The 23427-nt window shown below is 43.2% G+C and carries 17 protein-coding genes; 11 read left to right on the forward strand and 6 right to left on the reverse strand.

Annotation, left to right across the window (positions count from 1 at the left end):
* The first annotated feature begins 120 nt into the window (after window positions 1-120).
* The 6 genes from C0638_RS11500 (at window position 121) to C0638_RS11525 (ending at window position 8354) form a co-directional block, all read left to right on the forward strand.
* Window positions 121-1365, forward strand: a complete 1245-nt coding sequence (locus tag C0638_RS11500; protein ID WP_058712292.1) for a sensor histidine kinase — start codon at window positions 121-123, stop codon at window positions 1363-1365.
* Window positions 1362-2012, forward strand: a complete 651-nt coding sequence (locus tag C0638_RS11505) for a response regulator (RefSeq protein WP_025674660.1) — start codon at window positions 1362-1364, stop codon at window positions 2010-2012. The genes C0638_RS11500 and C0638_RS11505 overlap by 4 nt, the downstream gene beginning before the upstream one ends.
* 173 nt (window positions 2013-2185) lie before the next feature.
* Window positions 2186-3607 carry an efflux RND transporter periplasmic adaptor subunit gene (locus C0638_RS11510; RefSeq protein WP_043886145.1) on the forward strand — a complete coding sequence of 474 codons (1422 nt, stop codon included), beginning with the start codon at window positions 2186-2188 and terminating at the stop codon, window positions 3605-3607.
* Window positions 3604-6714: an efflux RND transporter permease subunit gene (locus C0638_RS11515; protein ID WP_058712293.1), complete on the forward strand. Its 3111-nt coding sequence runs from the start codon at window positions 3604-3606 to the stop codon at window positions 6712-6714. The genes C0638_RS11510 and C0638_RS11515 overlap by 4 nt, the downstream gene beginning before the upstream one ends.
* 154 nt (window positions 6715-6868) lie before the next feature.
* Window positions 6869-7330: a MarR family winged helix-turn-helix transcriptional regulator gene (locus C0638_RS11520; protein WP_013373204.1), complete on the forward strand. Its 462-nt coding sequence runs from the start codon at window positions 6869-6871 to the stop codon at window positions 7328-7330.
* Window positions 7317-8354 (forward strand): threonine aldolase family protein, encoded by a 1038-nt coding sequence (locus tag C0638_RS11525; protein ID WP_040102809.1) that lies wholly within the window; start codon window positions 7317-7319, stop codon window positions 8352-8354. The genes C0638_RS11520 and C0638_RS11525 overlap by 14 nt, the downstream gene beginning before the upstream one ends.
* Window positions 8355-8581: 227 nt before the next feature.
* Here the strand turns inward: C0638_RS11525 and C0638_RS11530 are convergent, their stop codons facing one another.
* Window positions 8582-9421, reverse strand: a complete 840-nt coding sequence (locus tag C0638_RS11530) for a helix-turn-helix transcriptional regulator (RefSeq protein ID WP_013373202.1) — start codon at window positions 9419-9421, stop codon at window positions 8582-8584.
* Between the two features lie 187 nt (window positions 9422-9608).
* On the opposite strand from C0638_RS11530, the gene C0638_RS11535 reads away from it, so the two are divergent.
* Window positions 9609-12917 (forward strand): pectinesterase family protein, encoded by a 3309-nt coding sequence (locus C0638_RS11535; RefSeq protein WP_058712294.1) that lies wholly within the window; start codon window positions 9609-9611, stop codon window positions 12915-12917.
* Between the two features lie 276 nt (window positions 12918-13193).
* A complete protein-coding gene (locus tag C0638_RS11540; RefSeq protein ID WP_058712295.1) occupies window positions 13194-14411 on the forward strand; it encodes a macrolide family glycosyltransferase in 1218 nt (405 codons plus the stop codon).
* 146 nt (window positions 14412-14557) lie between these two features.
* Here C0638_RS11540 and C0638_RS11545 read toward each other — a convergent pair whose 3' ends face one another.
* From C0638_RS11545 to C0638_RS11555, 3 genes are all read right to left on the reverse strand, one after another.
* Window positions 14558-15784, reverse strand: a complete 1227-nt coding sequence (locus tag C0638_RS11545) for a sugar efflux transporter (RefSeq protein ID WP_040102812.1) — start codon at window positions 15782-15784, stop codon at window positions 14558-14560.
* Window positions 15785-15889: 105 nt separating this feature from the next.
* Window positions 15890-16672, reverse strand: coding sequence for an alpha/beta fold hydrolase (locus C0638_RS11550; RefSeq protein ID WP_058712373.1), 783 nt, complete (start codon window positions 16670-16672; stop codon window positions 15890-15892).
* Complete coding sequence (locus C0638_RS11555; RefSeq protein WP_233902310.1) at window positions 16629-17201, reverse strand: class I SAM-dependent methyltransferase; 573 nt, start codon at window positions 17199-17201, stop codon at window positions 16629-16631. The genes C0638_RS11550 and C0638_RS11555 overlap by 44 nt, the downstream gene beginning before the upstream one ends.
* A gap of 230 nt (window positions 17202-17431) precedes the next feature.
* Between C0638_RS11555 and C0638_RS11560 the strand changes: the two genes are divergently transcribed.
* The 3 genes from C0638_RS11560 (at window position 17432) to C0638_RS11570 (ending at window position 21885) form a co-directional block, all read left to right on the forward strand.
* A complete protein-coding gene (locus C0638_RS11560; protein ID WP_058712371.1) occupies window positions 17432-19021 on the forward strand; it encodes an alkaline phosphatase family protein in 1590 nt (529 codons plus the stop codon).
* 232 nt (window positions 19022-19253) lie between these two features.
* On the forward strand, window positions 19254-20543 hold the full coding sequence (locus C0638_RS11565; protein ID WP_043886059.1) for an arsenical efflux pump membrane protein ArsB: 1290 nt from the start codon (window positions 19254-19256) through the stop codon (window positions 20541-20543).
* A 166-nt stretch (window positions 20544-20709) separates the two neighbouring features.
* Entirely contained in the window at window positions 20710-21885 is a 1176-nt protein-coding gene (locus tag C0638_RS11570) for an alanyl-tRNA editing protein (protein ID WP_058712460.1), read from the forward strand.
* Between the two features lie 12 nt (window positions 21886-21897).
* Here C0638_RS11570 and C0638_RS11575 read toward each other — a convergent pair whose 3' ends face one another.
* The gene (locus C0638_RS11575) at window positions 21898-22599 is read right to left on the reverse strand and encodes a YoaK family protein (protein ID WP_058712459.1); all 702 of its coding nucleotides are present in this window, start codon (window positions 22597-22599) and stop codon (window positions 21898-21900) included.
* 192 nt (window positions 22600-22791) lie between these two features.
* Window positions 22792-23310 (reverse strand): DJ-1/PfpI family protein, encoded by a 519-nt coding sequence (locus C0638_RS11580; protein WP_058712458.1) that lies wholly within the window; start codon window positions 23308-23310, stop codon window positions 22792-22794.
* Window positions 23311-23427 lie beyond the last annotated feature (117 nt).

Genomic DNA, 23427 nt, shown 5'->3' on the forward strand with positions numbered 1-23427 from the left:
TTTCGTTTTTTTGTAAAATGATATATAAATGATTTTTGTTCAAACGAAATAGACCAGGCTGTCATAGCGGCATGTCTCTAATAAGTTGAAAAGCTGAATTCAGAATTGCAGGAGGGAATTATGAACGATGAATACAATGTACAGGTTCAAAATCTAGATCCGGAAATAAGTGAAAGTGAAGTTGAAGGTGAAGTAGAGACCAAGGACATTTCGAAAGTGCTGACCATAATATGGATTTTTATAATCTATAGTGAGTCTGTCATTCTTCAACATTTGTTCGATGGTTTATACCTGATGCAAAGTTCCTTATTCACTGTAATCATCATATTGCATATCCTCTTGTACTTGCATGCTCATAGAGTAGCAAAACACTTTTCATGGGCTTATTTTGTTGTACAAGGGGGCTTGATCTTTGCAAGTGCATTTCTTCTACCTGAAAGTTTCTCCATAGTACTAGTGGGTTTAATGCCCGTTTTGGTGGGTCAGAGTATAGGTATTTATTATAAGCCGCTGAAGGTCATTCTTGTATTTTTGATCTCCTACGTTCTTTTTTGTGTGGCTGTGGTCTCTCACAATGACGGCAGGCAATTTGTGCTGTTCATCCCGCTATTTTTTCTAATTGTCGTTGTTATAGTAGCCTATGCGGTTCTTTTTCTCAAACAAGTCAAAGCACGAATCCGCACGCAAAACGTTTTGAAAGAACTTGAAATCGCACATCAAAAGGTAGAAGAACTTACAATTGCTAACGAACGGCAACGCATGGCCCGTGATCTGCATGATACGCTGGCTCAAGGGCTCGCTGGGTTAATCATGCAGCTGGAAGCGATTGATGCTCATCTGACCAAAGGAAGTACGCAAAGAGCTCAGGAGATTGTCCAACAATCGATGTCACAAGTACGGAGGACACTGTCTGATTCGAGGCGAGCCATAGACAATTTGCGTTCAAAAACCATCTCGGAAGTTGATTTTGCAGAAGCGGTGGAGGAAGAAATACAGCGATTTACAATGGCTACGAGCATTCGTGTCATACGCAACATCAAAATTAAAGCTTCAGTCCCCAGACTGCTGTTCGAGCATGGACTATTTATTATAAGCGAATGTTTAACCAATGTAGCGAAGCATTCACATGCGAATACCGTATGGATTAATATCTTAGATAACGAAGGCAAGATTAAAATTGAGATTCGTGATGATGGAAAAGGATTTGATACGAATATTATTGCCAAGCAAACAGGACATTACGGAATAATAGGGATCCATGAACGTGTACGGATGCTGGGTGGAAACATAAATATCAACAGTATATTGCAAGCAGGTACAGCTATAAAAATAGAGGCGCCTCTTACTAAAGGAGACCTATCATGAAATACAAGATTTTAATCGTCGACGATCATTGGGTCGTTAGAGAAGGGTTAAAACTGGTGTTGGAGACCAATGACAGCTATGAAGTTATTGGTGAGGCCGGAGAAGGTGCAACTGCTCTTAAACTGATCGAGGAGCTTCAACCGGATGTCATATTGCTAGATTTATATATGCCACAAATGAGTGGTTTGGAAACAATGAAAGCCCTCAGAGAAAAACAAAATGAAACGCCTGTCATTATCCTGACTACCTATAACGAAGATGATTTAATGATTAAGGGACTTTCTTTGGGGGCAAAAGGATATTTATTGAAAGATACCAGCCGGGAAAACCTGTTTCGCACGATTGAGTCAGCGCTAAGGGGTGAAACGTTGCTTCAGCCAGAAATAACAGCAAGGGTGTTCGCTGCAACGAATAAGAAAGAAGCCAAGCTAGAATCCCGCGAGAGCAGCTTAGTTCTTACGGATAAGGAAAGGCATATATTAAAGTCTGTTGCACACGGTTTTAAAAGCAAGGAAATAGCATTTGATATGGGGATTTCCGAGCGTACCGTCAAAGCGCATTTAACGAATATTTATAATAAGCTTGGTGTTGATTCTAGATCTGAAGCCGTTGCTGTTTCGTTGGAACGTGGGATTTTACAGCTTTAGAGATGTTAACTGAATAGATGTTTTTCATTGCCCAGTCGTACATAAGGTGCTTGCCCCTTTGTACGATTTTTTTGTGTGTTCATTGTTATAACATGAAAAAAGCAATGAAAAAAGTTTACATGACCCACGGGTTGCTGATAGCACCTTTAGAAGAGAGAATCAGGGAGGATGACATGAAGTTGAAGAAAAAAGGAATCAGGATCATGATTACGGGGATTGCATTAGCTATAGTAGCTTCCGGTTGCTCCAGTGCAACGGAGAACTCTGTAACACAGGCAAGTCATCCGGTAAAAGTAGAGAAGCTTGTAATGAAACCTTTGGCCAATGATTTTAATCTGGCGGGAACATTGCAGGCAAGTAATGAAGCTAGTGTTTCCTTTGAAGCGGATGGACGTATATTGAACACTATGGTTGAGGTAGGGGACTCCGTAGAAAAAGGGAGCGTCCTTGCGAAGTTAGATACATCTGTCTACCAGCTGCAGCTGGATCGGGCGAAGGCAACCATGGAAAAGGCAAAAGCCGGTCTTAGCCAAGCGGAGGCTTCTGTTCAATCGGCACAGGCGGGTATTCATAGTTCACAATCCCAGGTCGATGCGGCCCAATCGAAATTGCAGGAATTGAACAATGGCGCCAAAAAGCAGGAAATTGCACAGTCACAAAATGCGGTTACTGCAGCCACCAATGCTTACAATAAGAAAAAAGCGGATGCCGCACGGACGCAAAGTCTGTTCCAGGCAGGTGCAGCATCATTGTCGGAAAATGAGAATGCACAGCTGGAATTAACGAATGCACAAAAAAGTTTAAGTGACGCACAAGAGCAGTTGTCTCTCTTGCTTGCGGGAGCCTCACAGGAACAACGTGCCCAGGCTTCAGCTGGTGTAGAGCAGGCCAGAGCAGGGCTGGAGACCGCTATGGCTACGAAGCAGCAAGGGCTAGCCAGTAAAGCTCAGGCGCAGGCTACCTACGAGGATGCATTGGCTGCTTATGAACAGTCATCCTTGTCACTTAAAAAAGCTACTTTAACCTCCCCGATCGCTGGCGTAGTCATTGAAAAAAAGGTGTCTGATGGTCAACTGGGCTCCAGTGGGAGTGAGGCATTTGTCGTCGGGAATATTAAGACCTTAAAAGTACTTCTTCCCGTACCGGACAGCGAAATCTTATCATGGAAGAAAAACCAAAAAGTAAATATATCACTCTACAATGAGATTAGAATAGGGACCGTTACTCAGATCTACCCATCAACGAATGCGAAAACGGGCAGTATTAATGTGGAAGTCAGCCTGCCTAACCCTGAACTGGATTGGAAACCTGGACAAGTCATCAGCGCATCTAAAAGTGTGAATCAAGCGGAAGCCCTGTTAGTGCCTGTAGAATCCGTGATTAGCACGGGAAGTGACCCTTATATTTTTAAAGCTGTGAATGGTAAGGCCGTTAAAACCACAATTAAAGTGGGAAAAGTAACGAATAATCAATTCGAAGTTCTCTCCGGACTACAGGCAGGCGATCAAATTGTTACACAAGGAGCAGGAACCTTGTTTAATGGCGATTTAATTGGGAATGATGTGCTTGGGAAATCGGAGGAGTCATCCGAATGATTAAATATATCGTTAAAAAACAGAAAATTACGCTCATTTTCTTTGGTATGTGCATACTGCTAGGGCTCTTTAATTTTACATCGTTGCCCAAACAGGAGCAGCCTGATGTTATTCCTATGTCAGCCAGTGTTACAACCATCTATCCGGGTGCCTCACCTGAAAGAATCGAGCAAACCATTACTAAGGTCATGGAACAGAAAATTAAAGCTATACAAGGTGTCAAAACGATTTCCTCTACTTCATCGAAAGGCCAATCCAGTATTATCATAGAAGCTTTGAATGATGCGGATCCGACAAAAGTATGGGCTGATCTTCGTACGAAGGTGCAGGATGCACAATCCGAGCTTCCAGACGATGCGATGCAGCCTATAATCAATGATAGCATGACTAGCTCTTTCATTGGTTCATATGCGATCACCTCTGATAAGGTTGAGGATTTATACTCATTAAATGAATTAATGAACAAATGGAAAGATCAATTAAAAACAGTCCACGGTATTTCGCAGGTTAATATTCAAGGAATACCTGAGCAAGAGGTACGAGTTAGCTTAGACACGCAAAAGATGCAACAATATAACATCTCCTGGGAGCAGGTTGTTCAAGCGATCAAGGATGAGAATGACAGAGTGCCTACAGGAAGTATGGATTTCAATGAGCGTACTTATCAGCTGACGGTGAATGCCTCAACGGATCCATCGATTCTAAATAACGTCCAGATTTCAAGCAATGACGATGGATTTCCGATATCTCTGAAGGATATAGGTACTGCCTCACTTGTTTTTAAAAAAGCAGCTAGTTATACGTATGTGAATACCAAGCCTGCTATTTCGATCAGTGTAAGCGGAGATATAGGAACAGATGTGCCAACGGTATCCAAAGCAACAACAGCCAAAATCAATCAACTTGCGAGCAGTTTGCCGAAGAATGTACATTTTGAGCTGCTTTTTGCACAAAATGATCGAGTGAGTGAAATATTTGGAAACCTGACCAAAGAGATGATTATCGCTATTTTATCGGTTATTGTGATATGTACTTTAGGCTTGAATTTGCTAACTTCTGCATTTGTGGCGTTGGCCATTCCTGTTTCCATCGCCATCGGCTTTATTTTCTTGCCCATGACAGGAACTACGCTGAATCAAATTTCAGTCATCGGACTCATCATCGTGCTAGGGATATTGGTTGATGATGCCGTCGTGGTCAATGACAACATTGAACGCCGACGCTCTGAATTTGGGGAAAATGCTACGGAGGCAGCTATTAAAGGAACCAAAGAGGTATCCTTATCGATCATTACAGCTACGCTAGCTACGGTTGCAGCATTTGCTCCGTTGTTATTCCTGCCGGGTAATATCGGAGACTTTATTAAACCGATCCCTACCGTTATTTCGTTAACGATGCTAGCTTCCATGATTATGTCGTTAACAATTATTCCTATTTTTCGTCAATGGTATGATCAACGCCGTAAAGGGAAACAGAGTAACCAAGCGGTTAAGCCGCCCGGGCTTCTGGGTCATCAAATCCAGTCTCTATCCAATGTGTACTCTAAAAACTGGATGCCAAGAATACTGCAACGCCCGCTTTTAACAGCGCTGATTGGTCTTATGATTGGTACGGCAGCTTATGGATTACTTGCGGTTGTTCCCATTCAATTATTCCCAGAATCCGACCAGGCGGATGCCACGATCAACGTAACGATGCCGGAAGGAACATCGTTACAGGCAACCAATCGGGTAATTAACGAGATTGGGCTGTGGGTCAAAAAACAACCAGAAACAGAGCGGCTGTCGGCAACGGCGGGTGGAGGAGCGCCTCAGATGTACAGCGATGTTGCAGGCGGTCACGGCTCTGGGGGAGCGGTCAACGGTCAACTTGCTGTCGTTGGAAACGAGGGACTATTCGATCTCCAGAAAACAGTGGATAGCTGGACTCATACGTTGCAAGCCAAATATCCATCTGCATTGATCAGCATTCGGGTTCCTCAATTAGGTATTCCGGTCGGCAGTGCGGTGTCTATCCGGATGAAGGGAGAAGACATTGATAAACTGCAAAACATGACAGCTAAAGTCAAAGAAATGGTTGCGGGTACCCCCGGAGCTGTAGACGTGACCGATAATATGGGGATGCAAAGCTATAATCTGAATTTCCAAGTCAACCCACAAGCCTTGGATAAATATCGGGTTAGCTATTCCAATTTGACGCGTACTCTGCTGTTAATGGGTGACGGGGTCAATGTAACGGATTTTGATACAGGTAAGGAATTGCTGGATATAAATATATACATGAATAAACCAAACGATGATCCTGAGGTATTATTCCAACAATTAAGTGTAACCAATGCGGCAAAAGAGCAAATTCCATTATCCCAGTTAGTCACGATGAAACCGGACTTTTCCATTCAGCAAATCCACCGTTATGATTTGGAACGAACGGTAACGATTTCAGCCAATGCGAATGGGCGTACAGCTACAGAACTCACTAATGACATCCGTAGCAAACTAACCCATACACAATTTGAACCAGGCTACACCTGGGAGATGGGAGGAGAAACATCCGCGCAATCTGATATTTTTACAGATTTGGGCAAACTAGCCATTATCGTTGTTTTTCTCATCCTGCTCTTGATCACGATGCAGTTTTACTCCGTCTCCACACCGCTTATTATTATGACCACTGTGTATCTGGCAGCGGCAGGCGGAATTCTTGGAAGCTTTATTTCAGGCATGCCAATTGGATTCATGAGTATTATGGGGATCATTTCACTGGCTGGTATCGTTGTGCGTAACGGTATTGTATTGATAGAATTTATTGAAGATGCGCGGCGTGAAGGAGCTGAACTGACAGACGCGATCCTTATGGCATGTTCTGCCCGTTTCCGTCCGATCTTGCTTACTTCGTTAACTGCGATTGTGGGGATGATCCCTATCGCCACCATAGGAGAAATTCTCTTCAAACCGTTGGCAACGACCATTATCTTTGGCCTGATCTTTTCGACCATTTTAACCTTGTTTGTCGTTCCGACGCTGTATATGGTCGTAGCTCATCTGAAGCTGAAGCGGAAGCAGAAGCAGGAAAAGACTATAAACACCGATAGCTCATTGACCTTGTAGGTAAATACAGAAAAACAATATACTTCAATATTTCTTTTAGAATACGGATTGTACATGAGGCGAAGGTCTTCATGTACGATCTTTTTATTTGTTGACATAGTCAACAAATATCATTACTATAATTGTTGCAAAAGTCCACTAAATAGGGGGAGTTATGGTCAATATAGATGCTAATATCATAGCGGATATGAGGCGTTTTAACCGGTTCTATACGAATTTACTTGGTGTTTTAGATAGACATGTGCTGGATAGCGGATATTCCTTTACCGAGGCACGTGTCATTATAGAGATCGGGTTGATCGAGCCATGTATTGCGAATACGCTGGTCGAATCTCTTAAAATTGATCGCAGCTATATGAGCAGGATCATTGCTAAATTTTGCAAAGAGGGCTTTCTTGTTAAGGAAAATTCAACGGTGGATAATAGAACAAATCTAATTCGTCTGACACCTAAAGGAAAAACGTTCTACAACCAATTGAATGAAAGGTCTGATGAGCAAATTCTAAGATTAGTTCAAGGACTTTCAGAAATAGAGATTGAAGAATTACATGCTTCTATGTTGTTAATTCAGAAGAAATTGGATATTTCGGAGAGGATACAGAATGATACGATTTGAATGCGACTATACCGAAGGTGCCCATGAACGTATATTACAGCGACTACTGGAAACGAATGAGGAACAAACGCCAGGCTATGGTATGGACGATCATTGTGAAAAAGCCAGAGCTTATATTAAAAAGGCGTGTGACTCCGAAAATGCGGATGTACACTTTTTGGTTGGAGGTACACAGACCAATACAACGGTCATTTCTTCGATTTTGCGTCCGCATCAAGGTGTGATTGCGGCAACTTCTGGACATATTGCTGTGCATGAGACCGGAGCAATTGAGGCTATTGGACATAAAGTACTGACATTGCCAAGCGAGGATGGGAAAATCCGGGGTGAGCAGGTAAAGGAACTATACGACGCTCACTGGAGTGATTCTGCTCCTGAGCACTGTGTACAACCCGGGATGGTTTATATTTCTCAACCGACCGAGAATGGAACGATCTATAGCCGATCGGAGCTGGAAGTGTTAAGTAAAGTCTGTCGTGAATATGGTTTACCGCTGTTTATAGATGGAGCCCGCTTAGGCTATGGTTTGGTTGCAGAGGATAGCGATGTATCATTAGCAGATATAGCAATGCTGTGCGATGTGTTTTATATTGGCGGCACTAAAATTGGAGCAATGATGGGAGAAGCCGTCGTTATCCTAAATGATGCTTTGAAAAAAGACTTTAGATATATGATCAAGCAAAAAGGAGGACTGCTGGCTAAGGGCAGAATGCTGGGCATTCAGTTTGAAACGCTGTTTGAGGACGGTTTATACTTTGAGATTTCCAAACACGCCATAGATATGGCCATGTTGCTGCAAAAAGGATTATCCGAGCAAGGATTTTCTTTCCTATATCATTCTACAACCAATCAGCAGTTTCCGATTATATCGGATCGTATATTACAGGCGTTGAGTGAAAAATATACTTACTCCTTTTGGGAAAAGGTTGATGATACACATACTGCTGTTCGATTCTGCACCAGTTGGGCCACAAAGAAAGAAAATATTGAAATGCTGCTTCAGGATATCAAAGCATTACAATAGAGGTCACGGATAAACGATGAGTATCATCTTGAAGAGGTAAAATGAATACTGGAATAGGCCATACCTCGTTGCACACATTGCAGCGAAGTATGGCTTTTTTGTCGTGTAAATTACCTAATCCAGGCGGCTCGTCTTTAGTTCCATGAAAGAGCAAGTAGATATAAAAATGGAAAAACAAGACAAGAGCGAATGTATAAAATTAGCGCCTAATTATTTACACTGAATACCTATCGAACCTGTTTACGGTATTGAAGAGGGGAGAGCCCGGTTATTTTTTTAAAGATTTTATTAAAATGGGAGGCATGACCGAAGCCGACATCCTCCGCAATGCTCTGGATTTTGTCTTTGGTGGTTCGCAGTCTGGTTTGAGCCGCCCTAACCCTCACGACGCGGATGTATTCGCTGAAATGAAAGCCAGTCAATTTTAGAAAGATGCGGCTTAGGTAGGCTGGACTAATAAAAAAGCAGGCGGCCACTTGTTCGAGAGTTAACGGCTCATTGAAATGATCCTGAATAAAAGACGAAATTTCTGTGATTTTCTGATGCATGGGATGAGATGAAATAAGTTCACTACGCTCGGCCGCTTCCGATCGGTGCACCAGGATAAGCATTTCCAGCAGCAAATGCTGTACACAACGGTCATGCAGAGGCTGCTTGTTCCTACATTCGCTATTCATTTGCAGGAACAGTCGTTCAACTTCGACTTGTTCTCTAGCCGGTAAGCGAAGCAACGCGGATTGCTGATACGGCGGTAGATCCAGAATGTCACGATCCTGCGGTGGGAGAAACGTCGGAGAAAAATGAATCAAAATGCGTTCTGTTTCCTCCAATTGCGTGCTGGCGGTAGAGTGTAAGTCATGAGGGAGGATGAATATCAGATCGCCCTTGCGAGCGGTGTATACCTTGCCGTTCATAAAGTAGATGCGTTCGCCCTGCAGCAAAAAATACAGCTCATAGTTCTCATGAACATGAGGTCTGGGCATAACTGTGAAGCCGGTACGGTAGATGTGATGAATGGAGAATTGTTGTTCTCCGATGATATATTTGTCTTCCTTCATTTCATTCATGTGCTTCTTCCTTTGCAAATTAAGATAAGTAAGCGCATTCATATATCTATAGTATATATGACACCTGCCCACGGTAAAAGCAGAAAAGATTGATGAAAGGAGGTGAAAACACTTCTGAACGTCTCGGATCATTCTTTTATAAAAGTATGCGCTGGTGTGAAAGAAAATCTTAGGGAGGAAACAGAATATGAGCAAGCAGCGTACATGGAGAAAGGTGCTATGTAATGTGGTTGTGGGTTCATTGTTGTTGACCTTGTGCCCACCACTGATTCAAGCAGAGACTGCGGTCGGGACAGAGATGGCAAAAGTCGAAAAAATAGCGACGAATATTCCGGCGTTTCCGGGGGCTGAAGGTGGCGGTAAATATGTTACCGGTGGACGCGGAGGTGAAGTTTACGAAGTTACCACGCTGGAGGATTACGGCATAGGTGAGCAGGTGATCCCCGGATCTCTTCGTGCAGCGGTCAGCTCCGATAATCGGACGGTCGTATTCCGGGTGGGTGGAACCATTCATCTTAAGGAGCCACTTAAAATCCTGGGCAACAACCTGACGGTTGCGGGTCAGACAGCTCCTGGCGATGGTATAACTGTAAGCGATTACACGACAGGGATTGATGCAGATAACGTCATTCTCCGTTACCTGCGTTTTCGATTAACCGACCGTTACCCCAGTGAGGATGACGCATTAGGATCCAGATATCATAAAAACATTATGATTGATCACTGTTCCTTTAGCTGGTCTGTGGATGAGGTACTGAGTCTGTACGATAACGTAAATACGACGGTACAATGGTCCATTGCGTCCGAAAGTATGCTAATGACCACGCACCAAAAAGGTCGCCACGGCTATGGCGGCATATGGGGTGGTCGAAATTCCACCTATCATCATAACTTGTTGGCACACAATGCAAGCCGCAACCCGCGTTTCCCAACCGATAAAAAACAAATCGACGCTGTGGAAATGACCAATAATGTCATTTATAACTGGGGATTTTTCTCTTCATACGGTGGTGGTGAAGGATCGTATAATGTGCTGAATAACTATTATAAGTATGGCCCCAACACATATAAGGATGTTCGCGGTCAAATCTTTGTAGACGTGGGTAGTAAAAAATATAAAACACGCATGTTTATTGGTGGCAACTACATGTACGGCAACGAATCGGTTACTAAGGACAACTGGCAGCTTGGAACATCGATTGGATCGATTATTGACCCTTCCACTCGTTTGGCAGAGCCGATTGAAGTCAGAGGGGAATACGACAACGGGATTTCACAGGATGCGTATGGTCCATATCAAGCGACAGATGCACAGACCGCATACACTGAGGTGCTTGCCGGTTCAGGAGCCACGCTGCCAAGAAGAGATGCGGTGGACGCCCGCATTATGAATGATGTGAAGAATGGAACGGGTGCGTTTATCAACTCCCCGCGTGAGGCAGGATGGATTTACGATGATTATAGCGTAACCAACACGGAACTTACTGACAGTGATCATGATGGCATGCCGGATGAATGGGAACGTGCCCATGGGCTGGACCCCAAAAATGCAGACGACCGCAACGGTCAGGAGCTTGCCGGCACAGGCGAGTATGCTCATTTTGCCAAGGGCTATACGAATCTGGAAGTCTATTTAAATGATCTCATTGAGAAGCTGTCCAATGGAAGTGAGGTAGATAATCCGGAGGCCGTCGTTCAGGTGTCGGATGAAGGCGGACGTTCACTGAAGCATAACGATATTTTGGAAGCCGGACGTGATGCGACCATAACTGCAACGGCCAAGGACCAAGATGGCATTGCCCACGTTGAATTTATCATTGACGGCAAACTTGCTGGAAAAGTAGAGAATGCGCCTTATCAAATCAGCTGGAATCATGTGACGGACGGCACCCATTACATTATTGCACGGGTGACAGACCGCAAGGGAACTGCTGCATTTTCCAATCCTGTCACTATCCACGTCAACACGACTGTACCAACGGGAAGCTGGCTCAGCGAAGAGGTTGGCTCTGAGGGCAACGATGGCCATATCAAAGGGCATACTCAGGTATTAAAAGAAGATGCAAACGGCAGCAGCATACGACTAAAATCGGCGGGGGACATTGACGGTCAGGCTGACCTTTTCCATTATGCTTATCAGAAATGGGAGGGAGACGGTGAAATTACAGCCCGTGTGGAGAAGATTACTCCTGTGGATGATAATGCCGAAGCAGGTGTAATGATTCGTGAATCACTGAAGCCTGGATCAAAAATGGTCTTTATGTCTTTAGCATTTGTTAAATATGGTAAACAGGGGACTCTTATTAGTCGTGATCAAACAGATGGTAAAACCAAGCGCGCGTCAATGGAAACATTTATTACAACGCCATATTCGGTTCGTCTGGTGAGACAAGGGCAAAAGCTGACCGGATGGATATCCGCCGATGGTCTAACAAATTGGGACAAAGTGGGTGAAGCAGTCGTGGACTTTCCAGAGAATCAACCCTTACTGTTCGGGCTAGCTACCGATGCATCCAAACAACAAAACGATGTATGGAATTACAATACGTCGGAATTCAGCAATGTTAAGGTCCGCAAGCTAACAGACTCAGGAGGAACCTCTCCCACTAGTGTGGTTGTATCGACCTATGGCCCTGCTGACTATACATCTCTCCAGGCAGCTATTGATGCAGTCCCTGACAACAGCAACACAAGGACTATGATCCATCTCAAAAACGGTACCTACCGTGAAAAAATAAAGGTGAATTCCTCCAAAAAAAATCTGAGCATTATCGGAGAAGATCGGGACAAAACGATCATTGCTTTTGATGATACAGCCAAGACCATAGTGGACGGGAAAGAATTAGGAACGAGCAACAGCTATACCATGCGTGTGCAAAGTCCTGACTTTGTGATGGAAAATGTGACGGTCGCCAACACAGAAGGGACCGGGCAGGTGCAGGCTGTAGCGTTATATGCCGAAGGTGATCGTGGCAAGTATCATAATGTCAAAATTACCGGCCTACAGGATACTTTGCTCGTAAACCGTGGCAGACAGTATTTTAAGGACAGCTACATCAGTGGCAGTGTGGATTTTATATTTGGCAATGCACCTGCTGTGTTTGATAATTCGATCATACACAGCCTGCGTGCCGGATACGTAACCGCAGCTTCAACAGAAGAGAACCAGCCAGGTTTTGTATTTACTCAGTGTCGTTTGACAACCGAAGCTGGCTTGACAGGCAAGGTGGATCTTGGGCGACCATGGCGTCCTTACGCTCATGTTACTTTTTTGAAGACCTATATGGATGACCATATCAAGCCGGGTGGTTGGAACAATTGGGGTAAGGAATCCAATGAGCAGACCGCAAGATTTGGAGAGTTCGACAACTTTGGACCAGGTGCAGGAAGTAGCGGGCGTGTACCTTGGGCCAAACAGCTTACAGCTGACGAAGCAAACCAGTACACTGTTGAAGCTGTTCTGAGCGGGACAGATCATTGGAATTGGCGTCTATAAATTTGATGTTCAATCGATAAGCGGGGGGATACGCTTTAAGCGTTTCCTCCGCTTATGTGCGTGTTTGTGAGCAAACTTGGATGTGGTACATACATAATCTAAAATTGAAACCATTTGTTATTATGGTAAATATTTTATATATTGAATATGAGATGTATTTTTAGGCGCATAACAGGTGGTAATAAACTCGAGGCTAATGTATATCTTGTTCGTAATCATCATGAAAAACCCTACAATTATTTTGAGTTGAACATATTATTATGTTGGAGGTGTAGGATGGCACGTGTGTTGGTTATGATCACGCCTGCTGAAGGCCATGTTAATCCGTCCTTAGGATTAGTGAAGCAGCTGGTTGACAGAGGTGAAGAAGTGGATTATGTGTGTTCAGAGGAATTTGGTACGAGAATTCAACAAACAGGAGCAAAACTGATCACCTATCCATTTAGTGTGGATGCATTTATTCACAATCCTGTATTAAAGCCGGCTGAATATAAACATCATTATCAATTCGTGAATATGATCGTTAAAGGTTTGATTGAACCGATTATTCCAAAGGTTATGAAAGAAATTGAAAATAAGGAGTATGATTATTTGATTTATGACTATTTGATGGGTTGGGGAGGCAAAATTATAGCAGAGAGGCTGGGAATACCTGCGGTATGCACGATCTGTTCGTTTGCTTTCGTAGAGCCTCTGGGATCTGATCAAGGCTGGGATGATGATGACATAAAAGTGAGAGAGCTTTATGATGACACCATGAAAGTAGTACATCAATTAGCTGAGGAGTTTCAGGTTTCCGTTCCCGCTATTGATGAACTCGATTCACATTCCCACATCCTAAAGGTCGTGTATACAAGCCGTTATTTTCAACCGCAAGCTGAAAAGCTGGATGATAGTTATATTTTTGCAGGTCCATCTATTGTACCTCGTAAAGATGCACCCTCTTTTCCGTTCGAACAGCTTCGTGCTTTGTATCCGCAGGTTGTTTATATATCATTGGGAACTATTCTTAATAGAGATTTGGAGTTTTACAAGCTTTGCTTTGAAGCATTTCGCGATTTGCCTGTGCAATTTGTACTTTCATCAGGCCAATATGCGGAGATGGAGTTATTGGCAGACAATATCCCGGACAATTTTATGATCAAGCCCTATATTCCGCAGCTGGAAATGCTTCAGCGTGTAGATGCCTTTATTACACATGGGGGAATGAACAGTGCAAGCGAAGCCTTGTATTACAACGTGCCAATGGTTCTGGTTCCCATGACATCGGATCAACCGATCGTGGCCAATCGGGTACAAGAGCTGGGAGCGGGTATTGCTGTGAATAAAAATGAGCTTACAGCCGCTATCTTAAAAGCTGCTTTGGTAGAGGTTTTAAATCAAGCCATCTATAAACAACAGGCGCATGTAATTGGCCAATCACTACGTCAGGCTGGCGGTTATACGTATGCGACTGATGCAATTATGAGTCGTTTCTCTACTATAAGAAAATAGGATGCGAGAAAAATAGGGTGCGTGTGCGGAGGCTTACGATGTAACCAATCTGGACCATGCATGGCATGATAGCATAACAAAGCAGCACGTAAACGGACTTCAGGTTCTCGTCCAGATTACGTGCTGCTTTTTGTATTGGTGCTGTCCTATAGACTGTGATTTCTTTCTTGTAGAGCAGCCGAGTTGTGAAACTCTAATTTTTTTGAAATCGCGAGCAGACCAAGGCAACAGAGGATCAGGAATAAGCATACCCAATAGGAGTTTCGATAACCCATCCATTGAGCGAACAATCCGCCCATCAAGCTCCCCGCCAGTCTTCCGATTGTTGTCGCATTGGAATACAGTGTCGAGGCATATCCGGGCAGAGATGGCAATAAATCCTGCATGTAGCTGATACCAATGGCTGATATCACTGCAACAAAGAAGGCTAGAAGAAGCTGTCCCACGAATAGCTGCCACATCTCCGTAGACATAAGGACGAGGAGATAATAGACAACGCCTGTTAGAGCCCCTAAAAATATAAGCAAACGGTTGGAGTATTTGGCCGCTAGTACGCCCAGCATGAGCATCAAGGGTATCTCTAAGATTGCGCAAATACTGGATACTAGGGCAACGTCATTCGTGTCACCTTTTAAATTGTGGATGATGAACAAGGAAATGTTCAAACTATTCATCCAGTGAGACGTATAAAGCAGAGTAAGAACTAGAAAAGGAATCAGAATTTTAATATTTTTATGTAATGTAATGTGATGAAGTGAAAGTTGATCCTTATTTTTAGCTTGAACAGGAGGCTGCTTGATAAAAAAGAATAGAAGAACGGCAATAAGTACAAAAATAGAGGTCGTACCGACAAAAATACCTTTAAAGCTCGTATGTGCAATCAAGAAGGAACCAAAGAGCGGTCCGGTAATAAAGCCAAGAGAAAACATAGAACGAAGCGTTGAATTCGCAAAGGCATGATCCGCAGATTTACTGCGATCTACCGCCTCACGTGCACTGGCAAATAACTGTGGCATCCCAGGGGCGCCAATCGCCGTAAAGACAGTCATATAAATAAAAAGCACATAAAAATTTTGGATTACAAGATATCCAGCAAAGGCTACAGCATTAAATAACGTACAAATCACTAAAATTTGTTTGCGATCTAACCCGGTATCGGAGCGTTTGGCAATAAGGGAGCTTATCCATATACCACAAATCAAAGTCACCGCTGTAAACACACCAAAGGTTCCAACAGATACGCCAAGTGTACTTGTAAAATATACAGCTAAAAAAGGTGCACTTATAGAAATAGCCATGCCTTGCAATAACATACAGATCATAAATAGCGGGTAGTTAGGGATAAAGAAAAGATTTTGAATACGCTTTAGCATTTCATTTTTACACCCCTTTAGGTTTAGAAGCAGAACTTACATACCTATCCAACCTAAACTATATATGACTTTAGCATAATTTGTATATTTACATTGTATAAAATATTATAAATTATTTTCACTGAAGCGTTCTATGAACTGCTTGATCAGTTCATTCAATGTTCCAGCGGCCTTCGTAGGGAGGCGGTGATCGGCTTTTTTAATGAAAACAAGCTCACTCTTCGGTATTTGCTGATGCAATATGTTGGCATAAGGATGAAAGTGTTTATCCTCTTCACCATAAACGAGCAGGACAGGAAGATGGATTTCCCCGAGCCGTGAGGTACAGTTATACTTCAAGCTGTAACGATAATATTGTTCGACATTCCCGGGATGGCTCTGCTTCGCATCGTTGAATAACTTACGGAACAAAGATAGCTGTTTCGTTTGTGACCAAGCAATCGAAAGCGCAATCGTACCGACTGCGCCGATTTTGGAAAGAGCAGTGCCCCAAGAAATTTTGTTTCTTAGGCGCCAATCGTTTACTTCCGACATTCCACTAATAACAATGCCTCCCCATGCCCGATCTGGATAAGTCAGGAGGAATTCAAGTACTATCGAGCCACCGGTAGAATATCCACACAAAAATACTTTATCTAAGCTCAACCGATCCATCAAATGCTTAATATCCTGGGCGATGAGAGGGTAAGTAACCGTTTGTTCGGAAGGCTGACTTTTACCGTGTCCTCTGATATCAAAAGCTACAGTTCGAAAATCGGGCGATAGTCCTTGGATTTGGTATGTGAAATTTAAACTTGTGAGTACTGGAGGGTGGATAAATAGGATGGCCATTCCTTCACCGGAATCAATATAGTGCATCGAGTATCCGTTTATGCTTGTAGTAGTCATTGTTATTTTCCCCTCCCATTGAAGATATTGGTTTTACTGAAAAAAACAACTCGTGATATAAAAAACATTTTCGGAATCGTTTTAAGACCCTACATTCATAATCCTGATCTCTAAACAATTGAATATATTCTTTTTCATTACGAATATACTCTCCGTTGTCGTACCATTTCATAAACCAGTTACATAGCGGTTTTTTCTTGGATAAACATGGTTCCATAACGACAATGGTTCCGTTAGGCTTTAGGATTCTTTGGAATTCCTTCATGTAGCTAGATATTTCATCCGAAGAAATGTGGTGTAATACAGCGATAATAAGTATGTAGTCGAACGACTCATTATCAAATGGCAAATTATTACTATTAAATACTTGAAATGCATGGTGGCTATATAATCGCTTTGCATAATCAATTCGTTGGGCGTCAGGATCAATTCCAACATAATACAACGGGTTAAACATGGAGCAATTTGCCCCAGTACCACAGCCAAAATCCAGTACAGTTTGGCTATCAAAGGAAAAATGGGAATGCACATGATCATGGATATATTTTTTAGTAAACCACTTTGGACGGACAAACCAATGATACAGTCTAGGTGAGAACGGGATGTTAATGGGAGTTCACCAGCTTTCTAATTATTCGAGTCACTAGAAGTAATTTGGCATATTAGATTAAAAAAATTCATTTCGGAATAATTTTTTTTAGTGTAAGCAAAAATAAAAAAATCAAGGGAATTGTGTTTTTCAAAGAAAGGGATACACAAATGGGAATAAAGTATAAAATCACGATTGTACTAGTGCTAAGTTTAAGTTTACTAATCGTCGGTTGCAGGGCGGACTCCAGTCAACAGCTAAATCAACAAAGCATCAAGTCTCATATCCCAGTGAATAATAAGGCCAAACCGGTCATATTCATCATGATTGATTCTTTAATGGATAAGCCTTTGCAGGATGCGATTCAAGAAGGCCGTGCTCCGGCAATGCAATATCTCCTTCATCAAGGGCAATATTTCCCACATGTAGTGAGTTCATTTCCCACGATGTCTGTGACCATCGACAGTACCTTATTAACGGGGACGTATGCAGACCAACATCATGTGCCCGGACTTGTGTGGTACAGCGACTCAAGGAAACGCATGATTTTCTACGGAAATGGTGCCAAGGAAGCCCTAAAGATAGACCAACTGCAAGTATTTTTAGATGCCATTTACCAATTAAACCAAGTTCATCTGAACAAAAAAACGAAAACCATCCATGAGGAATTGGCTGACAAAGGGAAAGAATCCGCGTCCATCAATGCTATTGTTTTTAGAGGAAGAACGAAACATGCCCTCAAAGTACCTGACTTCATAGCGAATAGCAGTAGAGTACCAGAAAAAATGATAGTCACAGGACCTAAATGGTTATCCTATGCAGCTCTGGCACAATTGAATCCGAAAAATAGCTGGAACACTCCTGTGTGGAAAAAATTTGGGATGAACAACGAATTTTCCGCAAAGGATACCGCTTTTTTAATCAGCCAGAAAAAACTTCCAGATGTAACTATCGCCTACTTCCCAGAGAATGATAATTTGGCGCATAGAAAGGGTCCCACTCAACTAAAGGGAATTGAAAAAGCGGACCAAGCACTGCAAACTGTGTTGAACGCATACGGTTCGTGGGAAGAGGCTGTAAACAGTGCGATATGGATTGTCATGGGCGACAGTGCGCAAAGCGCTGTATATGATGATCGACAGGCAGCGACTGTTGATTTAAGGTCTCTTTTAAGCCATTACCGTATTGCAAAATTAAATCAACCCGTAAGAAGTGATGACCAGATCGTGATTGCCGCTAATGAACGGATGGCCTATATCTATGCAATAAACGATAACGTAGAGTTATCCGATGTGGTGAAGTCTTTACAAAAGGAGAACAAGCTCGACATTATCGCTATGAAAGATGGTACAAACCATATTCATGTTACAAAAGGCAAAAAGGGTAAATTGTTTTCTTATCGTCCCGGTGGAAAATATATGGATGAATATGGACAATCGTGGACATTATCGGGCGAAGAGGACCTTGTGGATATTACGGTAAATAATAACCGGATCAAATATGGAAAATATCCAGATATTTTGGCGAGGCTACACGGGGCAATGAATTCGCATGAGGGAAGATATGTTGTCGTCACGGTCCAACCGGGATACGAACTCGTCAGCGAAAGTTCCCCTACCCACATCGGAGGGGGAGCCCATGGATCGCTGCACGAAAAAGATTCCCTTGTTCCACTAATTATTTCTGGAACGAATACACGGCCCAAAACTCTGCGAATTGTAGATATAAAAGATTGGATTCTGCAATTGGTGAACAAATAAGGATTGAGCGTTCTTGATATTAAAATTGAGCACTATTAGTATGTAAGCATTAGTTATATAATCGAAAGGGGTCACACCTTGGATCAACTAGGTTTGTAGCCGATTGCATTTTGTGGGCCGGATTCCTCAGCCTGTTCATGCTAAAGACTGTTCCGTTTATCTTTCTCAAGGGATAAACGGTTTTTATATAAGTATATATTTATAAGGTAATGTAATGGAGGTTTTTAGAACATTGATTTTTTTGGCATGCATTATATTCTTAGTCACTTTAGTATTGGTCATCTGGCAGCCTAAACATCTGTCCATTGGGTGGTCTGCGTGCGGCGGTGCCATACTCGCCTTGCTGGTGGGGGTAGTGGATTTGCATGATGTTTGGGAAGTTACTCGAATGGTCTGGAATGCAACACTAGCTTTTGTCGCCATTATACTGATTTCATTAGTCCTTGATAAAATTGGTTTCTTCGAATGGGCAGCACTTCACATGGCACGGCTAGCCCGTGGAAGCGGAACCCGGATGTTTGTCTATGTGAGCCTGCTGGGTGCCGTAGTTGCTGCCTTTTTTGCCAATGACGGCGCGGCTTTAATTTTGACACCAATTGTACTGGCGATGGTTCGGGCACTGAAATTGGATGAGAAAATGGTATTTCCTTTTATCATAGCGAGCGGATTTATTGCAGATACGACATCGCTTCCGCTTGTAGTCAGCAACCTCGTTAATATTGTGTCAGCCGATTTCTTTGGAATCAGTTTTATGGAATATGCGAGTCGTATGATTGTACCAAATCTGTTTTCCTTAGCGGCTAGTATCGTGGTACTGTATCTCTTTTTTCGCAAAAAAATTCCTAAAACGTTTGATGCGACACAGTTAATCACGCCTGCAAATGCGATAAAAGATCCAAAGATGTTCCGTATGTCCTGGGTCGTTCTCACAATATTGTTGGTTGGCTACTTTGCATGCGAATTTTTTGACATTCCCGTCTCGGTGGTGGCTGGTATCATTGCCATCCTTTTCTTGCTGATGGCTAGAAGAAGCCCTGTGGTACCCATGAAAGAAGTCATCAAGGGAGCTCCATGGGCCATCGTATTTTTCTCTATAGGGATGTATGTGGTGGTGTATGGTCTGCGTAATGCCGGTTTGACGGATTTGCTGTCCCATGTGATTCAAGCGGCTGCTGATCAAGGTATGTTTGTAGCCACCATGGCCATGGGTTTTATTGCGGCGATTATCTCGTCGAGTATGAATAACTTGCCCACGGTCATGATTGATGCACTTGCCATTAATGCCACTCATGCAACCAGTATGGTCAAAGAGGCACTGATTTATGCTAACGTTATTGGGTCGGATCTTGGACCAAAAATAACTCCAATCGGTTCATTAGCCACATTGTTGTGGCTACATGTACTTCGTTCCAAAAACGTAAAAATTTCTTGGGGCACTTATTTCAAAACAGGCATCGTCTTAACTATTCCTACACTTTTTATTACCCTGCTGGGCTTATACCTATGGTTAATCATTTCATAATAGAGCATTAAAGAATTTATATATCTATGCGAGGGGAAAGAGATCACCGATTTGTATCGCTAAAGGTTCAAGCTATTCACTACATTGATATTTAGAATGATGTGCTTGATAATAAGTGATTATCGGACGAGACAAGACAAAGATACCCAAAAGTGAGGGACCTGAAATGGCGACAAAATTATATTACACCGCTCCAAATTTGACGGAGTGGGACACTCATATTACACAGAGCATGGAAAGAGACGGAGCATTTTTTGTTATGCTTGAGGAAACGGCCTTTTATCCGCATGGCGGAGGTCAGCCGTGTGATACAGGAACGATTCAGGGCATCCGTGTATTAGATGTTGTTCTGGAGGATGGGGACATTTGGCATCAGGTAGAACGTTTGCCGGACGAGGAAAAAGTGGCCTGCCAATTGGATTGGGAGCGCAGATTTGATCATATGCAGCAGCATAGCGGACAGCATTTGCTGTCAGCAGTTTGCCTGGAGCTGTTGGGTGCGCGTACAGAAAGCTTTCATTTGGGACAAGAGTACGCCACAATTGATGTCAACTGTTCGGAAGTAACATCTGCGCAGCTATTGGCAATCGAACAGGAAGTAAATCAGCAAATCTACAATAACCGCAGTATAAAAAGTTATTTTGTTACCCATGAGCAATTGAAGGACATTCCGCTTGTGAAAATGCCTAAAGTGACGGAAAATATTCGGATTGTTGAGATCGAAGGCATTGAATATAATGCTTGCGGTGGTACACATGTGGCTCAGACCGGGGAAATTGGAATGATTAAATGCTTGAAATGGGAAAAGCAAAAAGGGATGGCGAGAATCCATTTCAAATGTGGTGCTCGCGCACTCCACGACTTTAATGATAGTGTTCGGATTTTGGACGTGTTATCTGCGAAGTTCAATACTGGGCGAAAGGATATTTTGACTCGATTCGAAAAGTGGGAGCAGGAGCATAAGCAGCTCAAGGCGCAAGTAGAGCTCCTACAAGAGGAAAATGCATCGTACCAGGCGAAAGAGTTGCTGTCTGCTGTACAAGGGCATGTTCTTGCTCATGTGTTTGAACAAAAATCCATTCAGGAGATGCAGCAATTGGCTACCAAGTTGACCGCTGAGCATGATTTGCTTGTTTTATTTGCCACAACGGCCGAAAATAAAATCATTCTGGCACATAACGGTACCCAATCTGTTAGCTGCGGAGCGTTTTTGAAAGAGAATCTGGGCGCGTTTCAGGGCAAGGGGGGCGGTAGCAACCAATCTGCTCAGGCAGCATTTTCGTCCCGCGAGAACCTCTTGAATTTCTTTGAAACGGCCCAGCGGCAGTTCATTCAGGGATGATGTAATGGAGGATTAGTGACGCAGCGGCAGCTTCCACTTTTCCTCTTCTGTAAATAAAATAAAAGAAAAAATAAGTGCAACAACAGCGCCCCAAACGGCTTTATCCCCAATCGTCAAAGTCAGAAATCCCCCCAGCAAGGCTCCTAGCAAGAAGGCTGCCAGGATGACACCATAACGCATCGCTCGAATGGCAGCGTTCGTGTCCTTGGTCGTTATGGCGACATACATAGCCTCTGTAGCTGATCGGAGATTACCGGTGCTGACCGTGGAGGTGTACGGCACATCAATGAGCTTGCGGAAGGAAGTCATTTGCACGGAAGCGACGAACGAGACGATCACCACCACTACCGTATTGGGAACTCCTTGCGGAATCAATCCCACGATGAAAAAAATCGCAATTTCCAGTAAAAGAATTGCGCGGGTCCAGTCCGGAGTTAAACGGTGGGTTGATTTTCGTTTAATCCCTTCGGCAACAAAAACCCCCAGTGAAAAGGCGATCAGGGGCGGGATATAGGATAACGCCTGAATCCAGTGCCCCTGAATGACCTTGACAGCCAGCAGCACGATATTGCCTGTCTGTGCGTTGGCGAAAACACCGCCTCTTCCAACAAAGGTATATGTGTCCAAAAAGCCCCCTACTAATGATAGTAAGGCGCCCAGTCGCAACGATTCGGACGTTACCTGATGTAAATGGATTTTGCCTTTCATAAACACGGCATATAAGCCTCCTATGCTAAACGTCGGTTCTTTAAAGCTAACACGAAAATCCAGGACCATACAATTAAATTAATCACTTAAGCATGAAAATGACACAAAAAAGCCACATCAGGTCCCATACAATAGAAAGGACGTGATGCGGCTTGTTGGAGTGCTGTTTAAAGTGCCATCTGAACTTCGAGAATATGCTTATTGCAGAGCTTGAACGAGGACTTTACCAAACTCCTGAGCTCCATCTGGGCCATCGGCTGTAATAATATCGCTATGCGCAACGACATGCTGAGCGACATATTCGGCTTGATGCGCTTGGAGCTGATCCTTTTGTACATCCACTGGATAGCATGTAGCTGTTCTTCCAGAGAGTAGTCCGGTTTGAGCCACGGCCACAGAGCCTGCACAAATGCCGCCCACTAAAGTCTTTTGCTTATGAGCTTGTTTCAGCAGAGCTTGGAGATCTGCATTATTCCACAGATGATCATTCGTTCCTGATCCGCCGATTACAGATACCAGATCATAGTCAGCCAGTACAGCGTCTGTAAAAACAAGATCAGCCGTCGCTTTACCATTGTAGTCACCCACGATTTCGCCTGTTTTTGTACTCGCTAGTGTCACGGTAACACCTGCTTGCTCTAGCGCTTCCTTTGGTTTAAACAATTCATCCTCATTAAAGCGCTCTGGGGGTATAATAAAAAGAGCCTTTTTACTCATACTCTATTCCTCCTTGAATGTGTAACGTTATTTACTATTGTAGGGTGGCTTCGTCAGGCTGTGAAGAATGCACTTTCAAGTACGGAGGTTACCTGCAGGTTACTGTTAATGTGAAAG

Origin of the sequence: Paenibacillus sp. lzh-N1 (genome assembly GCF_002872435.1) — a bacterium.
In the GTDB taxonomy this organism is placed as follows: domain Bacteria; phylum Bacillota; class Bacilli; order Paenibacillales; family Paenibacillaceae; genus Paenibacillus; species Paenibacillus polymyxa_C.